Annotated in this window: 19 protein-coding genes, 2 tRNA genes and 1 other annotated feature; of the genes, 14 read left to right on the top strand and 7 right to left on the bottom strand. The window is 48.3% G+C overall.

Going from position 1 to position 23,205, the window contains the following annotated elements; genetic code table 11:
* The first annotated feature begins 133 nt into the window (after window positions 1-133).
* From ilvC to CZ379_RS22340, 5 genes are all read left to right on the top strand, one after another.
* The gene (ilvC, locus tag CZ379_RS22360) at window positions 134-1,126 is read left to right on the top strand and encodes a ketol-acid reductoisomerase (protein ID WP_110933638.1); all 993 of its coding nucleotides are present in this window, start codon (window positions 134-136) and stop codon (window positions 1,124-1,126) included.
* 194 nt (window positions 1,127-1,320) lie between these two features.
* Window positions 1,321-2,427, top strand: a complete 1,107-nt coding sequence (locus CZ379_RS22355) for a glycerol dehydrogenase (protein WP_110933637.1) — start codon at window positions 1,321-1,323, stop codon at window positions 2,425-2,427.
* A gap of 242 nt (window positions 2,428-2,669) precedes the next feature.
* The gene (gene leuB, locus CZ379_RS22350) at window positions 2,670-3,749 is read left to right on the top strand and encodes a 3-isopropylmalate dehydrogenase (RefSeq protein ID WP_110933636.1); all 1,080 of its coding nucleotides are present in this window, start codon (window positions 2,670-2,672) and stop codon (window positions 3,747-3,749) included.
* A 261-nt stretch (window positions 3,750-4,010) separates the two neighbouring features.
* Window positions 4,011-4,418: a hypothetical protein gene (locus CZ379_RS22345; RefSeq protein ID WP_110933635.1), complete on the top strand. Its 408-nt coding sequence runs from the start codon at window positions 4,011-4,013 to the stop codon at window positions 4,416-4,418.
* Window positions 4,419-4,682: 264 nt separating this feature from the next.
* Window positions 4,683-5,828, top strand: a complete 1,146-nt coding sequence (locus CZ379_RS22340; RefSeq protein ID WP_110933634.1) for an ATP-binding protein — start codon at window positions 4,683-4,685, stop codon at window positions 5,826-5,828.
* 22 nt (window positions 5,829-5,850) lie between these two features.
* Here the strand turns inward: CZ379_RS22340 and CZ379_RS22335 are convergent, their stop codons facing one another.
* From CZ379_RS22335 to CZ379_RS22325, 3 genes are read right to left on the bottom strand one after another with little or no spacing between them, the layout of a single operon-like run.
* The gene (locus CZ379_RS22335) at window positions 5,851-6,018 is read right to left on the bottom strand and encodes a FeoB-associated Cys-rich membrane protein (protein ID WP_110933633.1); all 168 of its coding nucleotides are present in this window, start codon (window positions 6,016-6,018) and stop codon (window positions 5,851-5,853) included.
* Window positions 6,019-6,048: 30 nt separating this feature from the next.
* Window positions 6,049-8,070, bottom strand: coding sequence for a ferrous iron transport protein B (feoB, locus tag CZ379_RS22330; protein WP_110933632.1), 2,022 nt, complete (start codon window positions 8,068-8,070; stop codon window positions 6,049-6,051).
* Window positions 8,067-8,318, bottom strand: a complete 252-nt coding sequence (locus CZ379_RS22325) for a FeoA family protein (protein WP_110933631.1) — start codon at window positions 8,316-8,318, stop codon at window positions 8,067-8,069. The genes feoB and CZ379_RS22325 overlap by 4 nt, the downstream gene beginning before the upstream one ends.
* 203 nt (window positions 8,319-8,521) lie before the next feature.
* Here CZ379_RS22325 and CZ379_RS22320 point away from each other — a divergent pair, with 203 nt between their 5' ends.
* The 4 genes from CZ379_RS22320 to CZ379_RS22305 all read left to right on the top strand — a co-directional run bounded on the left by CZ379_RS22320 (window position 8,522) and on the right by CZ379_RS22305 (window position 12,144).
* Complete coding sequence (locus CZ379_RS22320; RefSeq protein WP_110934511.1) at window positions 8,522-9,481, top strand: aldolase catalytic domain-containing protein; 960 nt, start codon at window positions 8,522-8,524, stop codon at window positions 9,479-9,481.
* 190 nt (window positions 9,482-9,671) lie between these two features.
* Complete coding sequence (locus CZ379_RS22315; protein WP_110933630.1) at window positions 9,672-11,807, top strand: putative bifunctional diguanylate cyclase/phosphodiesterase; 2,136 nt, start codon at window positions 9,672-9,674, stop codon at window positions 11,805-11,807.
* A 115-nt stretch (window positions 11,808-11,922) separates the two neighbouring features.
* Window positions 11,923-11,999 (top strand) — tRNA-Pro (locus tag CZ379_RS22310).
* Window positions 12,000-12,070: 71 nt separating this feature from the next.
* Window positions 12,071-12,144 (top strand) — tRNA-Gly (locus CZ379_RS22305).
* Window positions 12,145-12,334: 190 nt separating this feature from the next.
* Here the strand turns inward: CZ379_RS22305 and CZ379_RS22300 are convergent.
* Window positions 12,335-12,625 carry a hypothetical protein gene (locus tag CZ379_RS22300; RefSeq protein ID WP_110933629.1) on the bottom strand — a complete coding sequence of 97 codons (291 nt, stop codon included), beginning with the start codon at window positions 12,623-12,625 and terminating at the stop codon, window positions 12,335-12,337.
* Window positions 12,626-12,831: 206 nt separating this feature from the next.
* Here CZ379_RS22300 and CZ379_RS22295 point away from each other — a divergent pair, with 206 nt between their 5' ends.
* Window positions 12,832-13,539, top strand: a complete 708-nt coding sequence (locus tag CZ379_RS22295) for a general stress protein (protein WP_110933628.1) — start codon at window positions 12,832-12,834, stop codon at window positions 13,537-13,539.
* 71 nt (window positions 13,540-13,610) lie between these two features.
* Here the strand turns inward: CZ379_RS22295 and CZ379_RS22290 are convergent, their stop codons facing one another.
* On the bottom strand, window positions 13,611-13,823 hold the full coding sequence (locus CZ379_RS22290; protein WP_110933627.1) for a YwbE family protein: 213 nt from the start codon (window positions 13,821-13,823) through the stop codon (window positions 13,611-13,613).
* 169 nt (window positions 13,824-13,992) lie between these two features.
* Window positions 13,993-14,301: a binding site (T-box leader), on the top strand.
* Window positions 14,302-14,450: 149 nt separating this feature from the next.
* Between CZ379_RS22290 and pheS the strand changes: the two genes are divergently transcribed.
* From pheS to CZ379_RS22275, 3 genes are all read left to right on the top strand, one after another.
* Window positions 14,451-15,485, top strand: a complete 1,035-nt coding sequence (gene pheS / locus CZ379_RS22285) for a phenylalanine--tRNA ligase subunit alpha (protein WP_110933626.1) — start codon at window positions 14,451-14,453, stop codon at window positions 15,483-15,485.
* 29 nt (window positions 15,486-15,514) lie between these two features.
* Window positions 15,515-17,965 (top strand): phenylalanine--tRNA ligase subunit beta, encoded by a 2,451-nt coding sequence (gene pheT, locus CZ379_RS22280; protein WP_110933625.1) that lies wholly within the window; start codon window positions 15,515-15,517, stop codon window positions 17,963-17,965.
* A 112-nt stretch (window positions 17,966-18,077) separates the two neighbouring features.
* Window positions 18,078-19,628 carry a hypothetical protein gene (locus CZ379_RS22275; RefSeq protein WP_110933624.1) on the top strand — a complete coding sequence of 517 codons (1,551 nt, stop codon included), beginning with the start codon at window positions 18,078-18,080 and terminating at the stop codon, window positions 19,626-19,628.
* A 47-nt stretch (window positions 19,629-19,675) separates the two neighbouring features.
* Here the strand turns inward: CZ379_RS22275 and CZ379_RS22270 are convergent, their stop codons facing one another.
* On the bottom strand, window positions 19,676-20,047 hold the full coding sequence (locus tag CZ379_RS22270; RefSeq protein ID WP_110933623.1) for a cupredoxin domain-containing protein: 372 nt from the start codon (window positions 20,045-20,047) through the stop codon (window positions 19,676-19,678).
* Between the two features lie 182 nt (window positions 20,048-20,229).
* Entirely contained in the window at window positions 20,230-20,592 is a 363-nt protein-coding gene (locus CZ379_RS22265; protein WP_110933622.1) for a phage holin family protein, read from the bottom strand.
* 195 nt (window positions 20,593-20,787) lie between these two features.
* On the opposite strand from CZ379_RS22265, the gene CZ379_RS22260 reads away from it, so the two are divergent.
* Entirely contained in the window at window positions 20,788-23,151 is a 2,364-nt protein-coding gene (locus CZ379_RS22260; protein WP_110933621.1) for an endonuclease MutS2, read from the top strand.
* Window positions 23,152-23,205 lie beyond the last annotated feature (54 nt).

Raw genomic sequence — 23,205 nt, 5'->3', positions numbered from 1 at the left:
CTTTGATCGGAAGATACTGATTCCCCGTCACTAAGGCAACGACCCTTTGAAGCACCCGCTCACCATGGGGATAGAAACTAATATAAGGGAGCCGCTAAAGGCGGCCCCGTAAATTTTAGGAGGGCTATAAGAAATGGCAGTTACTTTGTACTATGAAAAAGATGCAGAGCTTAGCGTATTGAAAGGAAAAACGATTGCGATCATCGGCTACGGAAGCCAAGGCCATGCTCACGCTCAAAACCTGCGTGACAGCGGACTTAACGTAGTCATCGGTCTTCGCGAAGGTAAATCCTTCGACAAAGCCAAGGAAGACGGCTTTGAAGTATTGTCGGTTGCTGAAGCAACTAGCCGTGCGGATGTAGTTCAAATTTTGATGCCGGACGAGACTCAAGCTTCTGTATACCATAGTGAAATTGCTCCGAACCTTAAGAAAGGCGCAGCTCTCTTGTTCGCTCACGGCTTTAACGTGCATTTTGGACAAATCGTACCTTCCAAAGACAACGATGTCCTTCTGGTTGCTCCTAAGTCGCCAGGCCACATGGTTCGCCGGACGTATGTTGAAGGCTTCGGCGTTCCTGGGTTGATTGCTATTCATCAAGATGCTACAGGCAAAGCGAAAGAAATCGGTCTTGCTTATGCTAAAGGCATCGGCTGTACTCGTGCAGGGGTTATCGAAACTTCCTTCCGTGAAGAAACAGAAACAGATCTGTTCGGTGAACAAGCTGTTCTGTGCGGTGGTGTAAGCGCCCTGATCAAAGCTGGTTTCGAAACATTGACTGAAGCTGGCTATGCTCCAGAAATGGCATATTTCGAGTGCTTGCATGAATTGAAACTGATCGTTGACCTGATCTACGAAGGTGGACTTGCTACTATGCGTGACTCCATCTCCAACACAGCGGAATATGGTGACTACGTTACAGGCCCTCGCATCGTAACCGAAGAAACGAAGAAAGCGATGAAGGAAGTGCTGTCCGATATCCAACAAGGTAAATTCGCACGCGACTTCATCCTGGAGAACCAATCCAACCGTGCGTTCTTGACAGCTACTCGCCGCAATGAAGCTAGCCACCCAATCGAAGTTGTTGGTGAAGAGCTTCGCGGTCTGATGCACTGGATCAAGAAGTAATATTTATACTTATATGCTCTAAATCAAGCCGTGGAGATTACTCTCTGCGGCTTTTTTATTTCCCGGCTGGCTGCGTATCCGCTCAAACAACCAATGCGAATTGTTTAGATAAAGCATGTTTAAATCAGAGATGATTGGCTTACCTTAATGGGGAAAACAAACTACGAAATTTAACAAAAGGAGACTAGACAAGCATGAAGAACAATGTTAAATCAGTGACATCCCCTAAAAAATACATTTCAGGCCAAAGGCTTCTTTCCAGCTTCAATGACTACATGAAGTTTTTTGGGGACAACGCTTATATTATTTGCGACGAGTTTATTTTGGAGCGTGCCCAGCGTGAGGCGGGGAAATCGATCCAGGATGGCGGCAATAAAGCGGTATTCGAAAAATTCAATTATGAGTGCACGAAGGAAGAAATTAATCGACATCGTGAGCTGGCTCGCGGTGCCGAAGCCAACATCGTCGTGGGCATTGGCGGGGGCAAGACGCTGGATACCGCCAAAGCTACGGCGTATTATGAGAAGCTGCCAGTTGTTATTTTTCCTACGATTGCCTCGACGGACGCCCCATGTACGGCATTGGCGGTTATTTACAAGAAGGATGGTTCATTTGATGAATATCTGTTTCTGCCGAGCAATCCGGATATCGTATTGGCGGATACCGGAATTTTAGCTGCTGCCCCGCCGCGTTTTTTTGCAGCTGGGATTGGCGACGCTTTGGCTACGTATTTCGAGGCGAGAGCATGCTACCAAGCTTACGGCGATAATTTGGCGTTGATGAAGCCATCGACGACTGGACTCGGCTTAGCTCGCTTGTGCTATGACACGTTGCTCGAAAACGCAGTTAAAGCGCAGCGCGCAGTAGAGCGAGGAGTGGCTACGAGAGCGGTGGAGGATACGATCGAGGCGACGATTTACTTGAGCGGAGTCGGGGCCGAGTCGGGCGGCCTGGCTGCAGCCCATGCCATACATAATGGCATGACCGCGGTTCCGGCGCTCCATAAGGCACAGCATGGAGAGAAGGTAACCTTCGGACTGCTGGCCCAACTCATACTTGAGAATGCCCCTAAGGAGGAACTGGAGGCGGTAATCGGCATCGTAAAAGAGGTTGGTCTTCCCCTGACTTTAAAGGACCTCGGTGTGACGAAGTTCGTAGAATCGGAATGGCGGCAGGTGGCAGAAGCCGCTTGTGCTGAAGGGGATACTATGGGCAATATGCCATTTCCGGTAACTCCGGACGATGTGTATCATGCCATTGTAGCAGCGAATGCTATAGCTGAATCATATCGCGGCGACTAATTTTTTCGAGTTACACACGAAATCACCACTACCTCAGGAATTAACCAGACAGAAGGCTGGTTAATTCCTTTTTGCATTCTCGGTCAGGCCTTATATTACACGATAATATCTGTTATAGTTAAAACCTATAGCATTAATAGATTCTATATCTTTGTCTATCCTTACCCGTTATGTTACAACAGAAGGAGAGGATTGTTCGAAGAGTACAGTGAAGTATAGCGAATGAGAGGGAGTTGTAGGTCATGACAGAAGTGAAGAAAATTGCAGTAATCGCAGGCGATGGTATCGGGCCGGAAGTAGTTGCAGAAGCCGAGAAGGTATTGAAGCGTACGGAGGAACTGTTCGGCTACCGTTTTGAAACAGAGCATGCCTTGTTTGGAGGCATTGCGATCGATGAGAAGGGAACCCCGCTGCCGCAAGAAACATTGGAAGTTTGTCAGCGTGCTGACGCTGTGCTGCTTGGAGCTGTTGGCGGTCCGAAATGGGATAACAATCCGAAGGAGCTTCGTCCGGAGACAGGGCTGCTCGGTATTCGTAAAGCGCTTGGACTGTTCTCGAATCTACGTCCGGCGGTCGTCTTCGATTGTTTGAAGGATGCTTCTACGCTGAAGCCGGAAGTCCTTGAAGGAACGGATCTGATGGTTGTTCGGGAGCTAACGGGCGGGATTTATTTCGGCGAGAAGTTCCGCCGCGAGACGGAAAATGGACAAGAAGCTGTGGATACTTGCGCTTATAATGTTAATGAGGTTGAGCGGATCGTACGCCAGGCGTTCGAAATAGCGCAAAAGCGCCGCAAAAAACTAGCTTCTGTCGATAAAGCAAACGTACTGGAAACTTCCCGTTTATGGCGTGAAGTGGTGATCCGAATTGCTCCAGAGTTCCCGGATGTTGAATTGGAGCACGTGCTTGTAGACAACTGCGCTATGCAACTGCTGCGCCGTCCTTCCAGCTTTGACGTCATCGTTACGGAAAATATGTTCGGGGACATCCTTAGCGATGAAGCGGCGATGCTGACTGGATCGATCGGAATGCTCTCTTCCGCATCCCTTGGGGAAGGCAGCTTTGGTTTGTACGAGCCTGTACATGGGTCTGCGCCTGACATTGCCGGACAAAACCTGGCAAACCCAATCGCTACGATATTGTCCGTTGCACTGATGTTCCGCTTAACCTTCGGTTATGCTGACGCGGCGGATGCGATCGAGGCAGCGGTGGCAGAGGTGCTGGACGCTGGACACCGTACGAGTGATATTGCGGTAGACAAGAGCAAGGCGATCGGAACTCAGGAAATGGGCGATCTGATCGTAGCGGCAATCCGTAAATAAAGTTACAGGAAATCGGCAAGCGAATCGTAATATTTACTGATTACCAATACACCCCTGTCTGGCGCTATGCCTAGAGACAGGGGTTTTTTATACAAAGAAATTAGTTCTTAAAGCTTAATATTTGCAAAAAACAGTTTATAATTAAGAGTATCCGGAGGAATCTAAAGAAGCCGTCGCGAATAAATTAAAGGAAGCCTAATGCAATATAAGGATACCTCAAAAATATATACCGAAGTCTAACTCGGGAAAGGGTGATGGGGAATGAGTTTTTGTTGCGGAGCTAGCATGGTTGGAACGAAGGGAACGTTGAAGCATTATCGTACACAGGTTCATAATGTTCCCCTGCTGCTTTGTCCGGTATGTCATCGGGTCGAAGTTCATTATAAAGTGGAACACGAATATGAAATACTGGCGGAATATGCGCATGGGGACGGTGTATCGGAAATCGACTTCGGAGACTTTATTATGGAGGACGAAGAAACGATTTTTGGCAACTGTGTCAATGTAGAGGATGAGGATCCACTTGATATTGTACAGAGTCAAATTGACATGGCTCTGGATCTCCTTGCAGTAGCAAAAGGAATTCAGGATACGAAATGGGAGAGCGAGCTGAAGAAGCGACTGGCAGTGATGAGTCGCCGGAAAGCTAGGCTGCACTATAATAAATAGGTCGCAAGTATGAAATAGTCCTCTGTAGAGGACTATTTTATTTTTTTATTTATAAATTTTTTTATGATCTATCTTTTTTCGACAGTATCTCTGATTGACGTTAATTGGAAAAGTTTACTATGATTATAGTGATCAAAATTCTCAATTAAGATATAGCAATTAGAAGAGCTTAATTTTTGAAACGGTAAGGCCGTGTTTGAAGTAGGGTTGAATATTGTCGATATTTGCAGGAATACCATTGTTGTGGGAAAAGGGGGAATCAACTTGTTAAGTGAATTCCAGGAAACTTTGCTGCAGTCTGTCAAAGCATTTCAATCGACGCAGCTTGTCAAGAACAAGTATGAGAATGTCCTACAAAATCTCGATAGCGGAATAATGCTGTTTGATAGCGAAGGCGTGCTGACATTTATTAATGTACAGATGGCCAAGCTTATGGAGATGCCCCGCCAGTCACTTATCGGTTGTAACTTGTTGCAGATGCTACGTCACCCTCACCTTAGTCGTTTCAAGAAGCGTAGAATATTACGAATATACAGAGAAGCTATTTTTCATCGCAAAACATATCATGAGCTTATCGATGAATACGGTCGCCATTGGTTAATAACGATTACCTACGGGGATCAGATGGAAGGAGATTATTTGCTTAGTGTAAAAGATGTATCGGATTACAAGCAGATTGAACAGACTGCCTATCAGAATGACAAGCTTGCCATGCTTGGTAAAATTTCCGCAGCGATTGCCCATGAAATTCGCAATCCACTAACCGCTATTCGGGGTTTTATCCAGCTTCTACGTCCGCATTTGATACAGCTTGGCCGCGATGAGTATGCACGCATTATATTAACGGAAATCGATCGGGCCAATGACATTATTCATGAGTTTCTAAATTCGTCGAAGCCTTCTGCGCCGCAAAAAAGCGTAATCAGCGTACCATCCTTGTTGAAGGAGGTCGTGCTGCTGACTGAGAGCGAGGCTTTAATGAAAGGCTGCGAGATCCATTTAGAAGTCATGGATGAGGAAATGTATGTCTCCATTGATGTCAAACAAATTAAGCAGGTTTTGCTGAACATCATTAAGAACGCCATGGATGCTATTGGGGAAGTAGAAGATCCCGAGTATTCCGGGGCAATCCATTTGGATGCGAAGATCGTAAATAATTATGTGCATATTTCCATACAGGATAACGGCAACGGCATGGATAAAGGACTTCTAAGTCGATTATTCGACCCGTTCTTCACGACGAAGGAGAAAGGTACCGGGCTCGGTTTGTCTGTCAGTTACCGTATTATTAGAAATCACAGAGGCAATATTTCAGTGGATAGTATGAAAGGGATGGGGACAGTTTTTGTGATAGCGCTTCCAATCGTATCTTTTAAAGTGGTGGAGTCTTCAGGAGAGCAGCGCTCCTAACAAAGCTCTCCTGAACTAAAAATTACAAATGCTTGTCTGGGGAAGGTGCTGATGAATTATCGCAGCCTGCTGAACAGGATCGTTGTTGGGAGCAGGAGGCGCAAGCGCCTTTTTTGCCTTTTTTAAAGCCTTTATAAACAGCCCAGCCAGCATAACTGAACACGAGGGCAACAATGATAAAATCGATCATGGTATGCTCCTTCTTTCTTTGTTTATTTAGTTAGATGAATCCAATCCACCGTCCGCCCTGGTAAATAACAAGTGCTACAAAGTATGCGAGCAGCAGTGAATATCCAATGGAGAACAGCGTCCATTTCCAAGATACGGTTTCCTTGCGAAGCACACCGACTGTCGCAAGACAGGGTGTATACAAAAGAATGAATGCCATAAAACTGTAGGCTTGAAGCGGTGTAAATGATAACGAGATCTGCTCCTGCAGTCCTGCCGTATCCGGCACATGGTAAATGATGTTCATCGTCGATACGACGACCTCCTTCGCCATGAAACCAGTCACAAGCGATGCCCCGGACTGCCAAGTCCCAAAGCCAATCGGCTGCAGCACAGAGGCGAACAAGCCGCCTATAACAGCGAGGTAACTATCGTCCATTTCTACGTTGGCTCCGCCAGGGCCAAAGTATGTGAGCAGCCAGATCAGCACGGTACCTCCAAGAATAAAAGTCCCAGCCTTGCGCAGAAATCCTTTGCCTTTTTCCCAAGTGCTTCGCAGCAAAGTGATGGATTGGGGCATGCGGTAAGGCGGTAGCTCAATCATAAAGAAGGAATGTTTGTCCTTGAACATCGTTAGGGAGAATAATTTGGCTAGTAGAAGTGCAAGAACAATCCCTAATATATATAAGGAGAGCACAACAAGTGCCTGATGTTTTGTAAAGAAAATGCCGGCAAACAATGCATATACGGGCAGTCTGGCAGAGCAGGACATAAGTGGGATCAACAGCATCGTCAAAGTCCGCTCTTTGGGCTGTTCAATGCTGCGCGAAGCCATAATGGCTGGCACATTGCAGCCAAACCCGAGAATGAAGGGGATCATTGCCTTTCCATTTAAACCCGCCAGCTGCATAAATCTATCCATCATGACAGTAATCCGGGCCATATAGCCGGAATCCTCGATAAATGAAATCATGAAGAACAATATGAGGATTTGCGGAAGAAAGACAAGCACGCCTCCTACCCCAGCAATAATCCCGTCTATAATAAGCGCCTGGGTAAAAGCGGAAGCATCAACAGCTGCAAGGCCTTGCCTGGCAAGCTCACTAAGCGGCCCGCTGATGAAGGCGTCCAGCAGGTCGGACAGCGGGTTGCCAAGCCAATCAAAGGTTAATTGGAAGGCGACGAGCATGGCTAAAAGAAAGATGGGGATGCCCCATACCGGATGCGCTGCAATTCTATCGATTTTTTCGGTTAGAGTGTGTGGTTTTTGGCCGGACGTATCGACGGCTTGACGACAGATTTCCTGAATTTTTGCCGTGCGAATGAAGCGAATACGATCCGAAAGCGATTCTGCGTTACCTGACTTCCTTAGCTTTTCATTCGCCGCGTTTTGGATGGAGGAGAGCTTATCCAGGCTGGCGTAGGAAGAAAGCGAAGAAGTAACCACAGAATTTTGTTCTAATATTTGTATAGCTAGCCAACGTTCTGAGGAATAGCTCAAATTCTCTGGAGGAACAGCGATTAATTCCCGGGAAATTAATGTAATTGCTTCTTCAATAATATCCCCGTAGTTTAGAGTAAAGTCCGGGAAGCAATGGTCGGCTGAATTTATTTCTTCTAATAAGAAGTCAGTGCCAATTCCCTTCCTGGCGATTAGCGGTACTACGGAGATCCCTAGCTGCCTTGCTAGCAGCTCTGAATCGACGGCCAGCCCGCTTGCTTCGGCAACATCAATCATATTCAATCCCATGATGACAGGTCTGCCATACTCTAGTATTTGAAGAGTAAGATATAAATTACGCTCCAATTGCGAGGCATCAACGATGTTGATGAATAACTCCGGAGATTCGTTGATCAGGTATGAAGCTGCAACTCCTTCATCCTGAGATAGAGGCTGAAGCGTATAAATGCCGGGAAGATCGGTAAGATAGCCTGTCTTGTTGCGAAATTGGCCGATTTTCTTTTCTACTGTAACGCCCGACCAATTGCCGATATATTCGTAGGAGCTAGTCAATTTATTGAATAATGAGGTTTTTCCCGTGTTGGGATTTCCGATTAATGCGGCAAGGGTCATGATACGACCACCTCAATATATGAAGCTTGCTGCTTGCGAATACCGAGAAGCTGTCCGCCGCTTTCCAGCGTGACAGGACCGCCCCAGGGGCAGTATCTTTTAACAGTAACATAAGACCCTTCCGTAACTCCAAGATCGGCGAGCCGCTGTTTTAGCATCGGATCAATATTGCCAAAATGCTGAATACAGCCTGAGGCTCCAGGTTTAAGATGAAGCAAGCACTTGCTGCAAGTGTCGCTAGCGTACATCAGACATCGACTCCTTTAAATGTGTACGGATTTTTACTTTTAGTTAAAGGATAGTGATAATCAATCTCAATTAGATATGAAGTTAATATAACATGATGCACTCTTTGTCACTGTGATAAAGTTCATGACAATAATTACTTTACTTTCTTAATTCCATTAAAGTAAGATGGATAGTAAAACATATGATGAAGGGAATCGGTAACATGAAAGTGAACCAGAGCAAGATCGTAGATTGCACCATTCGAGACGGCGGCTTAGTCAACAATTGGGATTTCAGCGTGGAGTTTGTACAAAAGCTTTATGCCGGCTTAAACGAAGCAGGTGTTGATTATATGGAAATCGGATATAAGAACTCTCCAAAATTGTTAAAGGGCGCAGATTCGGCAGGGCCTTGGCGTTTCTTGGATGATGAATTCCTGCGTAAGGTTATTCCGCAAAAGGGCCATACCAAACTATCCGCGCTTGTTGATATTGGACGTGTTGACGAGAATGATATTTTGCCCCGCAGCGAGAGTCTTCTTGATTTGATTCGTGTAGCTTGCTACGTAAAGGATGTAGACAAAGCGCTGCAGCTGGTGCAAGTATTTCATGACCGCGGTTATGAGACGACGATCAATATCATGGCGCTGTCTAACGTCATGGAGCACGAACTGCTGGAAGCTTTTGAAATGATTAAGAATAGTGTCGTAGACGTAGTTTATATTGTTGACTCTTATGGCAGCCTCGATTATAAAGATATGGAACATTTGATTACTAAGTTTAAGACGCATCTTCCTAATAAACGCCTAGGAGTGCATACGCACAATAATATGCAGCTGGCGTTCTCCAACACACTGGTCGCTGTCGAGAATGGCGTAGAACTGCTTGATGCCTCTGTTTACGGAATGGGCCGGGCGGCGGGAAACTGTCCTACGGAGCTGCTGGTTACCCATCTAAAGAACACGAAATATAACCTCCGTCCTGTGCTTGAGATATTGGAGGAGCTTATGATTCCGCTTCGCGAGAAGGAAGAGTGGGGTTACCTCATTCCTTACATGATTACGGGAACTCTGGATGAGCATCCTCGTTCCGCAATGGCTTTACGGGCCTCGGCGGAAAAAGACAACGCGGTTGAGTTCTATGATAAGTTAACAACGCCTGAAGTCAGCTTCGAGAAAAAATAAAGCAGAAAGCGCCGTGGTCAACCTCAGCCATGGTGCTTTTTTTGCGTAAGAAGCAGGAAATTCAACGAAAAATGTTGAATTATTCTAATTTACAACAGTCTGTTTTTAATAACCATCGGGATCATACCTAGTTTCGTTATGAACATCACGACTGGGCACCGCATTATACCATTTCCGGGGGTTGAACACTATGCGAATCAGAAAAGAAGAGAAAACTACAGTCATTCAGGGAACACTCGGTTTACTTGCTATGCTCTGTGTTGTTTACTTTTCTTCGACAATGGCTTTTCCCGTTATTTCAGCGTCAGTACGTCAGGCTATGTATTTGCTGGCAGGTCTAATGTATGGAGCAGTGGCCTTTGCGGTATTCGCACAGGGGTGGATGCTGTTTACAGATAAGCTGTCCAGACAGCGGCTGTACTCTGCCGTATTATTTTTTATAGTCGGCACTTTGGATATCCTTCATATCGCTGCCTTCACAGGGATATCGGCGTTTGGTTTTATACCGGGATATACGATCTCTGCGTGGTTCATATTGTTATCGCATCTAGTCGGAGCAGCAGGGATGCTGATCATTTTCAGCGTGCCGGATAAGCAGGTGTCAGCGCGCCATAAAGCAGCGGCATTTTCTGGATCGGCCATTGTATTATTTATTGTAATTATGCTCTTGTACAAATATCAGCATCAGCTTCCGCATCTGCTTGGCCCGCAAGCGCTCGGATCGACCAAACAAGCGATGTGGATCGGTATTCCGTTTCTTTATGCCCTCGGGATTTTTGCAATTTTGTACAGACACCGGCAGGAGCGCCCGCCGGCGGCTCTAACGGTCGTCTGTGCACTATTATTTATGATGATCGGCCATATATTAATAACGGCTGCTGACCCATTTGGAATCGGCATTGCTCACGTTGCTGGCGAATGGTTTATGGGGATCTCTTACTACTACGTATTAAAAGGGGTATACCGTCTGACGATCGAGGAACCGTTTCGCGGCCAACAGCTTGCAGAAGCACAAATGATGCACATGGCCTATCACGATGATCTGACGAATCTGCCCAACCTCCGGCGGCTGAAAGAACAACTGGCTATACATCTTGCGCCTGAAGGCAAGGCGGGACTTTGCACGGGGGTAGCCGTCATGAACATCAATCGCTTTAAAGCGATCAACGATTCCTTTGGATATCGTGCGGGCGATAAGCTGCTGACTGAGGTTGGAGAGCGGTTAAGTCGGCGCTGTTTGCCGGAGGAAGGTGTTTATCGCATGAGCGAGGACGAGTTTGCAGTAATCATTCCGGAATACTCTGATCCGCGCGCGATTGAGATTAGAGCCTTACAACTGCTTAAATCGATCCATCCTTTGGTAACGATTGAGGAAACAGAATATCATATTTCACTCAGCATGGGATTGTCGATTTACCCCAAAGACGGAAATAGCGGAGATCAAATTATTCAGAACGCAGATATGGCGGTTCACAACGGAAAGGAACAAGGACTCGAATTCGTTCGATATACGGCGGCCATTAAGAATCAGACCCATTCCAGAATAGAACTGGAGAACGATATGCGTAAAGGACTGGAGCGGGGAGAGTTCTTTCTAGAGTTTCAACCACAGGTGAGTCTGAATAGCGGTCGTGTCGTGGGCGTGGAGGCATTGGTGCGTTGGAGCCATCCGCGCAAGGGGCTGCTCTCGCCGGGGGAGTTCATTCCGGTTGCCGAGGATAGCGGACTTATCGTTCCGCTTGGGGAATGGGTGCTTCGTACGGCCTGCGGAATTAATAAGAAATGGCAGGATGAGGGGTATGATCCTGTTTGCATATCGGTTAACTTGTCTATGCGGCAGTTTCGTCAGCATAACTTGGTCGATAAAATTGATGGGATCCTGCGGGAGGTGGGCCTGGAAGCGCAGTACTTGGAGCTGGAGGTGACCGAAAGCATGACATTCGATATCGACATTGCATTTGAGCAACTGCAGAGGCTAAAGCGGCTTGGTGTTCATATTAGCATCGACGATTTTGGAACCGGCTACAGCTCGCTTTATTATTTGAAAATGCTGCCGATTGACCGGCTTAAAATTGATCGTTCTTTCGTCAAAGAGGTTATGCTGGACGGAAACGGTGCCGCCATTGTTTCTACCATTACGATGATGGCTCACCATTTGAAGCTGAGAGTAACGGCAGAAGGTGTGGAGAACGAGGAGCAGCTTGAATTCCTCAAGCTCCAGAATTGCCACGAGGGACAAGGATATTTATTCAGCAAGCCCGTGCCTGCCGGATTGTTCGAACGTCGTTTCCTTACCCGCATGGCATTAAGCTTACAGGCTCCGTAATGTCAGGTTTACTGTGACGCGGTAATGGATTTGTAATAAATTAGCTGTTGCAATGATGTAAGAGAAGTGGTATATTTATTTTTGTCTTCACGAGCAGTTTGCTCGGTTGAAGCCTCGGGACGTAGCTCAGCTTGGTAGAGCACCTGGTTTGGGACCAGGGGGTCGCATGTTCAAATCGTGTCGTCCCGACCACTATACAATTAACTCTGCAAAAGTAAGCGTCATTCGCTTCAAAGCATATCATCACTTTTGTGGGTACTGATGCGGGTGTAGTTCAATGGTAGAACTTTAGCCTTCCAAGCTAATAGCGTGGGTTCGATTCCCATCACCCGCTCCATATGTAAAAGCTAACTGCCAAATGGCAGTTTTTTTGTTGTAGAGGTGCAGTTTAATCATTTGTAGGTGCGGTCGTGAGATTTTCGATATCTGTCGATCCGTAGAAGAACAATCCCGCTATGATCAATATGATCACTAGCTCGGCGAAGGCTTCGCCATTGAAGCTGCTCATCCTCATCCCTCCTAAAAACCTAAGAATTATTCGATTTTTTCTTTAGAGCCTCAATCACTTCGTTTAACGTCATATCCCCGTTATTATCCAAAAATTTCACCATTTTATCTATATTCGTTCCGTTCATAGCCAGCGTTTTGTATTGGCCAGTCAAGGTAATGACCAACGAAGCTTCTCTAAATAACTGCACGGAATCGACTCTTAATTTTCCGGTCAACAAAAGCGCTGCGACGGTATATTCCAGGCTTTTGTTTTTTTTGGATTTGGATGAGGAAGTTTTTGATTTTCCGTTTTTTGACGGAGAAGCCATGGGAACTCCCCTCTTCCGTTATAGATATTTGTTTCGATAATAATATCTCTGAAATACACTCTATGCTTCCGAAATGTGATTGGTGTACGCGCGTGGACATGGCTAATCGCGGGAAAACATAATTTTAGCTGAGTTTAAACGTCGTTGTAGTGGTTAATTATCCAATGTAGCGTATTTGCTTTGACATTCCTGAGGAGGTAGTCGACATGATGAAGAAAATCGTAGGCGTCTTTGCTTCGGAACAGGATGCAACAAATGCAATAGAGGAATTAAAACGACAAGGCTATTCGATCGATAATATTTCAGTCGTCGGCAGGAACAAGGAACACATGGATGCCATGAATGAAGAGACTGGGACGAAAGCGCCGGAAGGCGTGGCCTCAGGAGCAGCGACAGGAGGCATCGTAGGCGGTCTCACAGGGTTGCTGGCGGGTATTGGCGCACTTGCGATACCAGGAATTGGCCCGATCGTGGCGGCGGGGCCTATTGCTGCTGCATTGGCGGGAGCGGCGGTAGGTGCAGGGGCAGGAGGGCTTGTTGGAGGGCTCATCGGCCTTGGCATTCCCGAGAATGAAGCTAAGGAATACGGCAGCTATGTAGAGCATGACCGGATTCTCGTACTCGTGGACGCGAATGAAGCGCAAAGAGCAGATATTTATCGAATCTTTCAAGAGCATCACGCATTGAATTCGAAAAATTTTGGACTCACCGATGCACATCATTCGAATACAGCAATTCATAGAGAGACTGGAGTGCCGCAAACTGGAATGGAGACGAGGGAAACGGCGGGAACATTTTATCAAGAAATACCCCCGGAAGGCGGTGATCATTCCGTAAATGAGCGGGATGAAGATTGGGATGAACAAGATTACCGCAGATCCAGGGATCGCAGACAAGATCGCAGATTCTGGTGAAAATATAAAAAAGAACGGGCAGTTACGCTGTCCGTTCTTTTTACATATTCATCTCTATTTTGAATCTCCGCTTAGGCTTCGCTTCCGGAATTTGCGATAACCGCTTTGACGCGGCCGACTTGGCCGTCCTGAAGGCGCACTTTAATTCCATGCGGGTGATTCGCTGAATTGGTCAGAATGTCTTTAACGATACCGCGGGTCAGCCGTCCGGTGGCCTGATCCTTTTTGAGGACGATATCAACGGTTAGGCCTTGTTTAATATTGCTGCGTATATTGCCGTTCATGAATTCAACTCCTTGGTGATGTACAGTGATTATAATTTAGCATATTTCTTTACCCTTATGAAAGAAGCTTGCAATAAAGAAGGCTGACACCTTGCCATCGCTGTGAACTTTGCATATAATAACAGATAAGCCGTCGCCGGTTAGGCTGCGGATATGATGACCTTTAAATGTAAATGCAATGATGGAGAAGAGTAGGCAGAAGCCTCCGTACAGGGAAGAGTCGCCATAGATTGAGAGCGTCTCTAGGGAAACAGACTGCTGAAGTTCACTCCGGAGCAGTTCCTTGAACCGTTTGTTTTTACGGACGTTTAAGTAGAGGATACCGGCTGCGACCCGTTACGTCGCTTTGAGTGAGAGTCAATTAGCAGGCTTGCCGTTGGTTTATTAGTGCGGCATCGCATCCTTTAACGATGGTTGTAGTATGCAATTCTGCTGTAGGCTCTAACAAGGGTGGTACCACGGTCTTTTCGTCCCTTTCCAGGGAGAAAAGGCTTTTTTTTATTTAGATATCAGAAAGTATAAGAAATGCGAGTAAGAATTCCTGATATCGCAAGAAAAATATCGCGTAGTCTCCATAAAGAGTACGTCGATCGACGTTTTTCTTATTCAACCTAAGGAGGATTATCCATGAAAGAACGTTTGGAAGCACTCAAGCAGGAAGCCGTGGCTCAATTGAATGCCGTAGCCGATGCTGTGCAATTGAACGACCTTCGGGTCAAATACTTGGGCAAGAAGGGTGCGCTAACTGAAATTCTGCGGGGCATGGGCGCATTAAGCGCAGAGGAACGACCTGTCATTGGACAGGTCGCGAATGAAGTTCGTACAGCGATTGAAGATCTGATCGAAGAGAAGCAGCAGCATTTTCAGCGGCTGGAGACGGAACAGCGTCTTGCAGCGGAGAAAGTAGACGTCACCTTGCCGGGACGGCCTCTGAAGCAAGGTAGTGTGCATCCGTTGAACCAGGTTATTCAGGATATCGAAGACATTTTTATCGGAATGGGCTACCGTATTGCCGAAGGGCCTGAGGTTGAGACCGACTATTATAACTTTGAGGCTCTTAATTTGCCGAAAAACCACCCCGCCCGCGATATGCAGGACTCCTTCTATCTGACCGAGGATCTGCTCATGCGTACGCAAACATCCCCGGTACAAGTGCGGACGATGGAGGCGATGAAAGGCGAGGTGCCTGTCAAGGTGATTTGCCCGGGCCGCGTTTACCGTCGTGACGATGATGACGCAACGCATTCGTTCCAGTTCCATCAAATCGAAGGACTCGTAATCGGCAAAAATATCCGCATGAGCGATTTAAAAGGCACTTTGCTGCAATTTACTCGCGAGATGTTCGGGCCGAATACGCAAATTCGGCTGCGTCCAAGCTTCTTCCCATTCACCGAGCCAAGCGTCGAAGTAGACGTTACCTGTATGAAGTGTGGCGGAAACGGCTGCCGAGTATGCAAAAATACTGGCTGGCTAGAAATTTTGGGCAGTGGCATGGTTCATCCTCGAGTCCTGGAAATGAGCGGATATGACCCTGAGCAGTACAGCGGCTTTGCCTTCGGCATGGGCGTAGAGCGAATTGCTATGCTCAAATACGGCGTAGACGATATTCGCCACTTCTTTAATAATGATATGCGATTCTTGGGGCAATTCGCCCGAATTTAATCCTGTATAAGAAGGAAGGGATCTTAAGCATGAAAGTATCAACCGAATGGTTGTCGGAATATGTATCTTTGGATCAAGTAGACATCGAGGAATTAGCAGAGCAAATTACCCGTTCCGGAATTGAGATCGATGCGATTGATAATCGGAATAAGGGAGTCACTAAAGTTGTTGCTGGTTATGTCAAAAGCAAGGAAAAGCATCCAGACGCGGATAAGCTGAATGTATGTATCGTTGATGCTGGCCAAGAGGAAGAGCTGCAAATCGTGTGCGGCGCCAAAAATGTTGATGCTGGGCAAATGGTGCCAGTTGCTCTCGTCGGGGCAAAGCTTCCGGGCGGGCTCGACATCAAGAAGGCCAAGCTGCGCGGTGTGCTCTCTCAAGGGATGATCTGTTCGGCCAAGGAGCTTGGCCTCAATGACAAGCTGCTTCCGAAGGAACAGCAGGAAGGCATCCTTGTACTGCCTGAGGGCACTGAAATCGGTACACCGATTACACAGTTGCTCGGACTGGATGATAAGGTGCTCGACTTCGACCTTACACCGAACAGATCCGACTGTTTGAGCATGCTGGGCGCAGCCTACGAGGTGGCGGCTATTTTGGGCAGGGAAATCAAATTGCCTGAGCCGGACAAGAAGCTCATAGAGGTAGCGGAGCCTGCAAGCGAACGGATTGCGGTAAAAATTAATGCGGAGGAGCTGTGCAGCCGTTATGCGGTCAGATACATCTCAGATGTTACGATCAGCACTTCCCCGCAATGGATGCAGAACCGTCTTATGGCGGCTGGAATTCGGCCAATTAACAACATTGTGGACATTACCAACTATGTGATGCTGGAATATGGCCAGCCGCTGCATGCTTTTGATGCCGATACGATTAAGGGGGGCATTATCGGAGTTCGCGAAGCCCAAGGAGGCGAGAAGCTGCTCACACTGGATGGTCAGGAAAGAGAGCTCGAGGCAGGCGCTCTATTGATCGTGGATGGCGAGAATCAGCCTGTCGGCCTGGCCGGCGTTATGGGGGGACTTCATTCCGAGGTCACTGGGAATACCGTAAATATTGTTCTGGAATCTGCTAAATTTGACGGCGGTTCAGTTCGGAAGACTTCGCGTCAATTGGGTCTGCGTTCGGAAGCTTCACTTCGTTTCGAGAAGGAGGTTGATCCGGCTGCGGTAATACCTGCCCTGAATCGGGCGGCCGAGTTGATGGCTCTTTATGCGGGCGGCAAAGTGCTCCATGGCATCGTAGAAGCTGTTGTTTCCGAGGCAGAGGACAAAGTGATTACTCTTTCATTGAGTAAATTGAACGCTTATTTGGGAACGGATATTTCGGCATTGGAGACAAAAGCTATTTTCGCCCGCTTGCATTTCGAATGTGGGGACGTAGCAGAGAATTCCCTGGAAGTCCGGGTACCGACTCGCCGCGGAGATATTACGCGCGATGTAGATCTGATCGAAGAGGTAGCCCGGCTGTACGGCTACGACAATATCCCGACAACAGCGATCGAAGGCCCGACAACGGCAGGCGGATATTCGAAGCCGCAAGCTCTCCGTCGTACTTTGAGAGGGTTGCTCGTGCACGGGGGCTTGCAGGAAGTGATGGGCTATTCCTTCATTCATGAAGGCTATAGTACGCTATTTCCTCAACTGGGAGCAGGCGGGCGCGAAGTGAAGCTGGCCATGCCGATGAGCGAGGATCGAAGCGTGCTGCGAATGAGTCTAATTCCGGGCCTGATCAACATCGCAGCCTATAACCGGAATCGGAAGCAGGATAATCTTGCGTTGTTTGAAATGGGAAGCGTATTTCAGACGGACGAGGAAAAGCTGACGAAACAGCCTCGGGAAATAGCTGTATTGGGCTTGCTTCTCACGGGGGATCGCGAAGAGAAACGCTGGAATGCAGCTCCCGAACCAGTTGATTTCTTCGACTTAAAAGGTGCGCTGGAGAGCATTTTTGATTATCTCGGAATTCGCGGGCTTATTAGCTATGAAGCGGATGCGCCGCAAGGCTTCCATCCAGGACGCTCAGCTTCCGTATATTTAAATACGACGTCAGGCAAACAACAGCTAGGTTTCCTAGGTCAGCTTCACCCAGAGCTGCAGCGTGAACATGATCTTGAGGATACTTATGTTGCGGAGCTGCTGCTTGAGCCGGTATACCAGTATGCGGGGGATACTGCTGTATATCGCGAACTGCCTCGTTTCCCATCCATGCAGCGGGATATCGCTGTTGCTGTGAATGCGGATGTGGAGGCAGGAGCGCTGTTGGCTGCTATTCGAAATACAGCGGGCGAGCTATTGGAAGAGCTGGATGTATTTGATGTGTATACTGGCAGCAAGCTTGGCGACAACAAGAAGAGCGTAGCATTGTCTTTGGTGTATCGCCATAAAGAACGCACGCTGACGGATGAGGAAATTACTTCGGTGCATGGGCAAGTTGTGTCGATGCTGGAGCAAACTTTTGCAGCTGAATTAAGAAAATAGCAGGAATTGAACAAAGTCACATCGAATCAAGTCTAAGTAACGATTCGATGTGACTTTCGTGCAAGGACAGACAGCTTAGATGAAACGTAAGGACCGAAGGAGGCACAACATTTTGACGACCCCTGACCGTATTAGTGTAAATGTTGAAATTTACGGTACATCTTATAAAATCGTGGGCAGCAGCGCTGAATATATGAAAGAGGTTGCTCGCCGCGTCGATACCCATATGCAGGCTATATCTAAAATGTACTCTCATTTGGACACCCCGCGCCTGGCGGTTCTTGCTGCTGTTCGTATGGCTGAGGAGGCCATGAAGGCGGAGCAGCTTAAGAACGAACTAAAGAAGATGGAGCAGGAGAAAGCGGGGCTTGCTCAGGAGATTTCCGTCATGCAGGCGCTCCATTCCAAGCAGGAGAAGGCGCATCAGCTGCTGCAGGAGGAGCACCATCAGCTTAAGAGCGATAAGAAAGCGGTTTTCGATCAGTTCGCTAAGGCCGAGACGACCCTTAAAGAGCAGGAGGCGGAAGCTCTCAAGCTTAACGCGCGAATTAGTGAATTGGAGCGCCAATTGAACGAGCAGCGTGGCAGTTCTTCCCAACTGCAAGCGAAGCTGCGGGGGGCGGAGCAGGAGGCCAAGCGGGAGAAGGAAGAACGCGAGAAGCTCGCCGTTCAGCTTAAGGGATCATTGCAGCGGGAACAAAGCGTAAAGGCTAACGAGCAGCGTCAGAAGGAGAGCTTATCCAGGTTGGAGCAGCAAACGGCAGAGCTTAAGCAATTGCTCGAGGCGTCCGAAGCGGAGAAGAAACGGCAGCAGGGACTGCTGCAGGAATCCAAAGCTCGCGAAGAGAAACTGCGCAAGGAAGCCGCCGAGGCAGCTCAGAACGAGAAATCATGGCAGAAGCTCGCTGAGAAGCGAAACGATGAAATCAGCCGGCTTGAAATCAGCCTGTTAGAGTCTTCCGAGCAGCGGGAGCAACTGCAGGCTGAGTTGAATTCGGCGATGAAGGAATCGGCAGCTGCGCGGGAGGAGTTTGAAACCGAACAAGCAAAAGCGGCCAAACTCGCGAAGGATACGGAATTCCTTAAATCTGAAGTGAATCGGGTGAATCAGGAGCATGAAAATGCGCTCAAATCCGCAGGCACAACCGCACAGGAAAACTCTCGCCTAAGAGAGGAAATACAACGTTTTCGCGACAAGCTGACCGAACTGGAACGGGAAATGCAGAGCTATGTCACCTTGGCAGAGGAACAAGAGAATTCCCGACTTGCGGCAGAGCGAAGAGAGCAGGAGTGGAGACAGCAGCTCGCATCTGCAGAACAGGAGTTGGTCTCCTGGCGTGAGACGGAAGCGGATTTACAGCGGCAGCTTCAGGAATGGCAGCAGCAGTGTGCGGCAGGCGGAGAGCAGGTAATGGATCTCTCCTCGCAATTCCGTGAACTGGAAGAAGAGAAGTCGAAGCTCGAAGAGCAGCTGAGAGAAATGTCCGATAGCTACGAGATCGTTTCCCATGAGTACAGGCTGTTGCAAACAACCCGTGAGATGGAGCGCGAGGGAATAGAGAAGACTCAAGAGGAATATGATCGTCTAAAGGATGATTATACGAAGCTCCAAACGGAGTTCAATGAGTGGATCGAGCTGATTGAACAAACTGGAAATGAATAATGACAACGAGAAGAGCCCTCGGATGACCGAAGGCTCTTCGTTATGGCTTATTCCTCGACAATCAGCTTTGACACCATCGTGGAGTGGCCTGCACCGCACATAATCGAGCAGGCGATTTCATATTCCCCTGCTTCTTTAGGAACAACAACCTTGGATTGGCTTTTACCTTTAAGCTCTACCTTCAATCCTGGAATAATGATTCCATGATTGCCCTCCACGTTCTTGAACGTAATTTTTACCGGGGAGTCCTTCTTCACGCGGTATTCTTCTTGATCGAATTTAAAGTTTGTCGCTTCGATGACGATTTCGGATTCCGGAGTCAAGTTACTTTCTTCAGCGCTACCGCTGGAACTGCTGCCGCAAGCGGCAAGGATGACTATTAACATAGAACTGAGTGCGAATGCAATAGCTTTTTTCATGGAAACTCTCCTTAATAAGAAGTATTTTGTGACAAATTTATTTATATCATAGCGCAAATCAACTGGACATGAATGCCAAGAATTTGAAATATTCATGAACTCTCGGGAAAAATACAACAGCTCCCCGCTGAAGTAAGCGGAGAGCTGTTATAGAGCCGGATATCATATCAGGCTCTGGCGCTTTAACGGTCTGATCTGTCCTTCGCCGCTTCAAATGGCGAGGCGATCGGGATGAACAGGTCAATGATCCCGATGACGAGAGCAGCGAGCAGCGCTCCGAGAATCGATACCGATACTCCAGAAATGATGAACTGAGCAAGCCAGATCACCAGAGCGCTGGCGAGAAAGCCAACGATACCGCGGCCAAAAGGAGTGACTTTCTTCCCGAAGATTCCCTCAATGGCCCATCCGAGAAGTGCAATGACAAGAGCGAGCAGAAGGGCACTGCCGAATCCGCCTACGCTGAATTGCGGGACGAGCCAACCTACGACAAGCAGAACCAGAGCAGAGACAATAAATCGAACGACATGTCCCAGGAAATTCATGGCACAAGGCCTCCTTTATCAAATTAACGTTTCGTATACGTGTATATAATGTTCCGCAAATTCATTTCTTATGTGCGTAACTTTGTGAAATGGCGTAAAATGTGTGATTTCGCTATAATAGAAGATGTTCAAAAAGCTCCATTTTGATCACGCAGTAATTTAAGAACATAGTCCCGAGGGGAGTTGTGATCGTTTTTGGATGAGAAAATTTTGAAAACGATGGAATATCATAAAATTATAGATATGCTTGTGAAATATGCCCAGACATCGCTGGGCAAAATGGCTGCTGAACGCCTTGGCCCCGTATCTGAATTGGAGGAGGTCAAGCGGCTGCTGCAGGGAACAGATGAAGCCTTTAAGGTGGATCGCCTGAAGGGAGCACCGTCCTTTGGCGGAATCGTTGATATCATGCCGGCGGTGAAGCGGGCGCGGATCGGCGGAACATTGAATCCGCACGAATTGCTTGGCATAGCGACGACGCTTGAGGGCTCGCGCCGCGTAAAGCGGTACATTTCCAATATTCATGAGGATGAGCCTGTTGAGCTGCTGTCTACGCTTTGCGATATGCTTAGCGAGCAGAAGCCGCTTGAGGATCAAATTAAACGCTGCATTGACGAGAGTGCGGAGGTGCTGGATTCCGCCAGTCCGGAGTTGGCTCAAGTTCGCCGGGAGCTTCGCGGCGGAGAGGTGCGTATAAGGGAGAAGCTGGATGCAATGATTCGCTCCTCCAGTGTGGCCAAGATGCTTCAGGATCAACTGATTACGATCCGAGGAGACCGTTTTGTTATTCCCGTAAAGGCGGAGTACCGCGCGCACTTCGGCGGGATCGTTCATGATCAATCCGGTTCGGGTGCCACCTTGTTTATTGAACCTGAATCGATCGTGGCGATGAATAATAAGCTGCGCGAGACAAGGCTAAAGGAAGAACGGGAAATTGAAGTGATCTTGCAAAAGCTGACCGCGCTTGTGGGAGAGCAGGCCGAGCTTCTCGGCTATGACAGCGACGTGCTGGCCCAGTTGGACTTCATATTTGCTAAGGCCAGACTGGCGCGAGAGATGAAGTCGACGCTGCCGCGCATGAATGACCGCGGGTTCCTGAAGCTGAAGAAAGGACGTCATCCGCTTATTCCTGCCGATCAGGTGGTTCCGATTGATGTAGAGCTTGGCAATCACTACACATCTATCATCGTTACCGGCCCGAATACTGGTGGCAAGACGGTAACCTTGAAGACGATCGGGCTGCTGAGCCTGATGGCGATGTCTGGGTTGTTCGTCCCTGTGGAGGATGGAAGCCAGCTTTGCGTGTTCGATGCAATCTATGCCGATATCGGCGATGAGCAGAGCATCGAGCAGAGTCTTAGTACATTTTCCAGTCATATGACGAACATCATTTCTATTCTGCGGCGCATGACGGCCAAGAGCTTGGTGCTGCTGGACGAAGTCGGCGCAGGAACGGATCCGGCGGAAGGCTCCGCGCTAGCCATCGCCATATTGGAGCATATTCATTCCCTTGGCTGCCGGATGGTGGCGAGTACGCACTACAGTGAACTCAAGGCCTACGCCTATGAGCGCAAAGGCGTTATCAATGCCAGCATGGAGTTTGATGTGAACACGCTCAGCCCGACTTATCGCCTGCTCGTCGGCGTACCTGGACGAAGCAATGCCTTTGCGATCGCCGAGCGGCTCGGCCTGTCGGAGCAAATTCTAGATTTCGCCCGTGGTGAAGTGAAGGAAGAGGATTTGCGGGTTGAGCATATGATCGCCTCGCTGGAAGAGAATCGGCTTGGCGCCGAGCAGGAGCGCGAGACGGCAGAGCGGCTTCGCAAGGAGCTAGAGGAACTAAGGAAGCGGCATGAGGCTGAACTGGATAAGCTGACGCGGGAGCGCGATAAGCGGATCGAGAAGGCGGAGGACGAAGCCATCGAGATCGTGGCCAAAGCACGGAGCGAAGCTGAGCGAATTATCGACGATTTACGCAAGCTGGCGCTGGAAGAGGGCGCATCCGTGAAGGAGCATAAGCTGATAGCCGCCCGCAAGGAGCTGGAGGAAGCTGAACCTAAGCGGAAGAAGACTGCAGCTGCTCGTCAGGCGGCTAAAGCGCCCCGCAAAATACAAGCCGGTGATGAGGTCAGGGTCTACAGCTTGAACCAGAAGGGGCATGTAGTAGAACTCGCTGGCAGCAAAGAAGCGCTTGTACAGCTCGGCATTATGAAAATGAAAGTCAGTTTGGACGATTTAGAGCTCATCGCCGCTCCGTCGGCAGCCAAGACGGCACAGCGCATCGTAACGCACGTCAAACGGACGCGCGATGATAACGTACGCAGTGAATTGGATCTTCGGGGCGCGAATTTGGAGGAAGCGCTGATCGAGGTCGATCGCTTCATTGATGAGGCATACCTTGGCAATCTCGGGCAAATTTATATCATTCATGGCAAAGGTACGGGAATATTGCGGACGGGTATATCGGACTATCTCCGCAAGCATAAACATATTAAGAGCTACCGGCTTGGCAACTATGGTGAAGGCGGCACAGGAGTCACTGTAGCCGAGCTGAAATAAGCGGGAGGAGCGAGGGCGAATTGGCAGGAAATATTGAACCGTTGTTGGAGCAGC

This window comes from Paenibacillus bouchesdurhonensis (genome assembly GCF_900155685.1).
In the GTDB taxonomy this organism is placed as follows: domain Bacteria; phylum Bacillota; class Bacilli; order Paenibacillales; family Paenibacillaceae; genus Fontibacillus; species Fontibacillus bouchesdurhonensis.
This window is presented reverse-complemented; position numbering and strand designations above follow the sequence as displayed.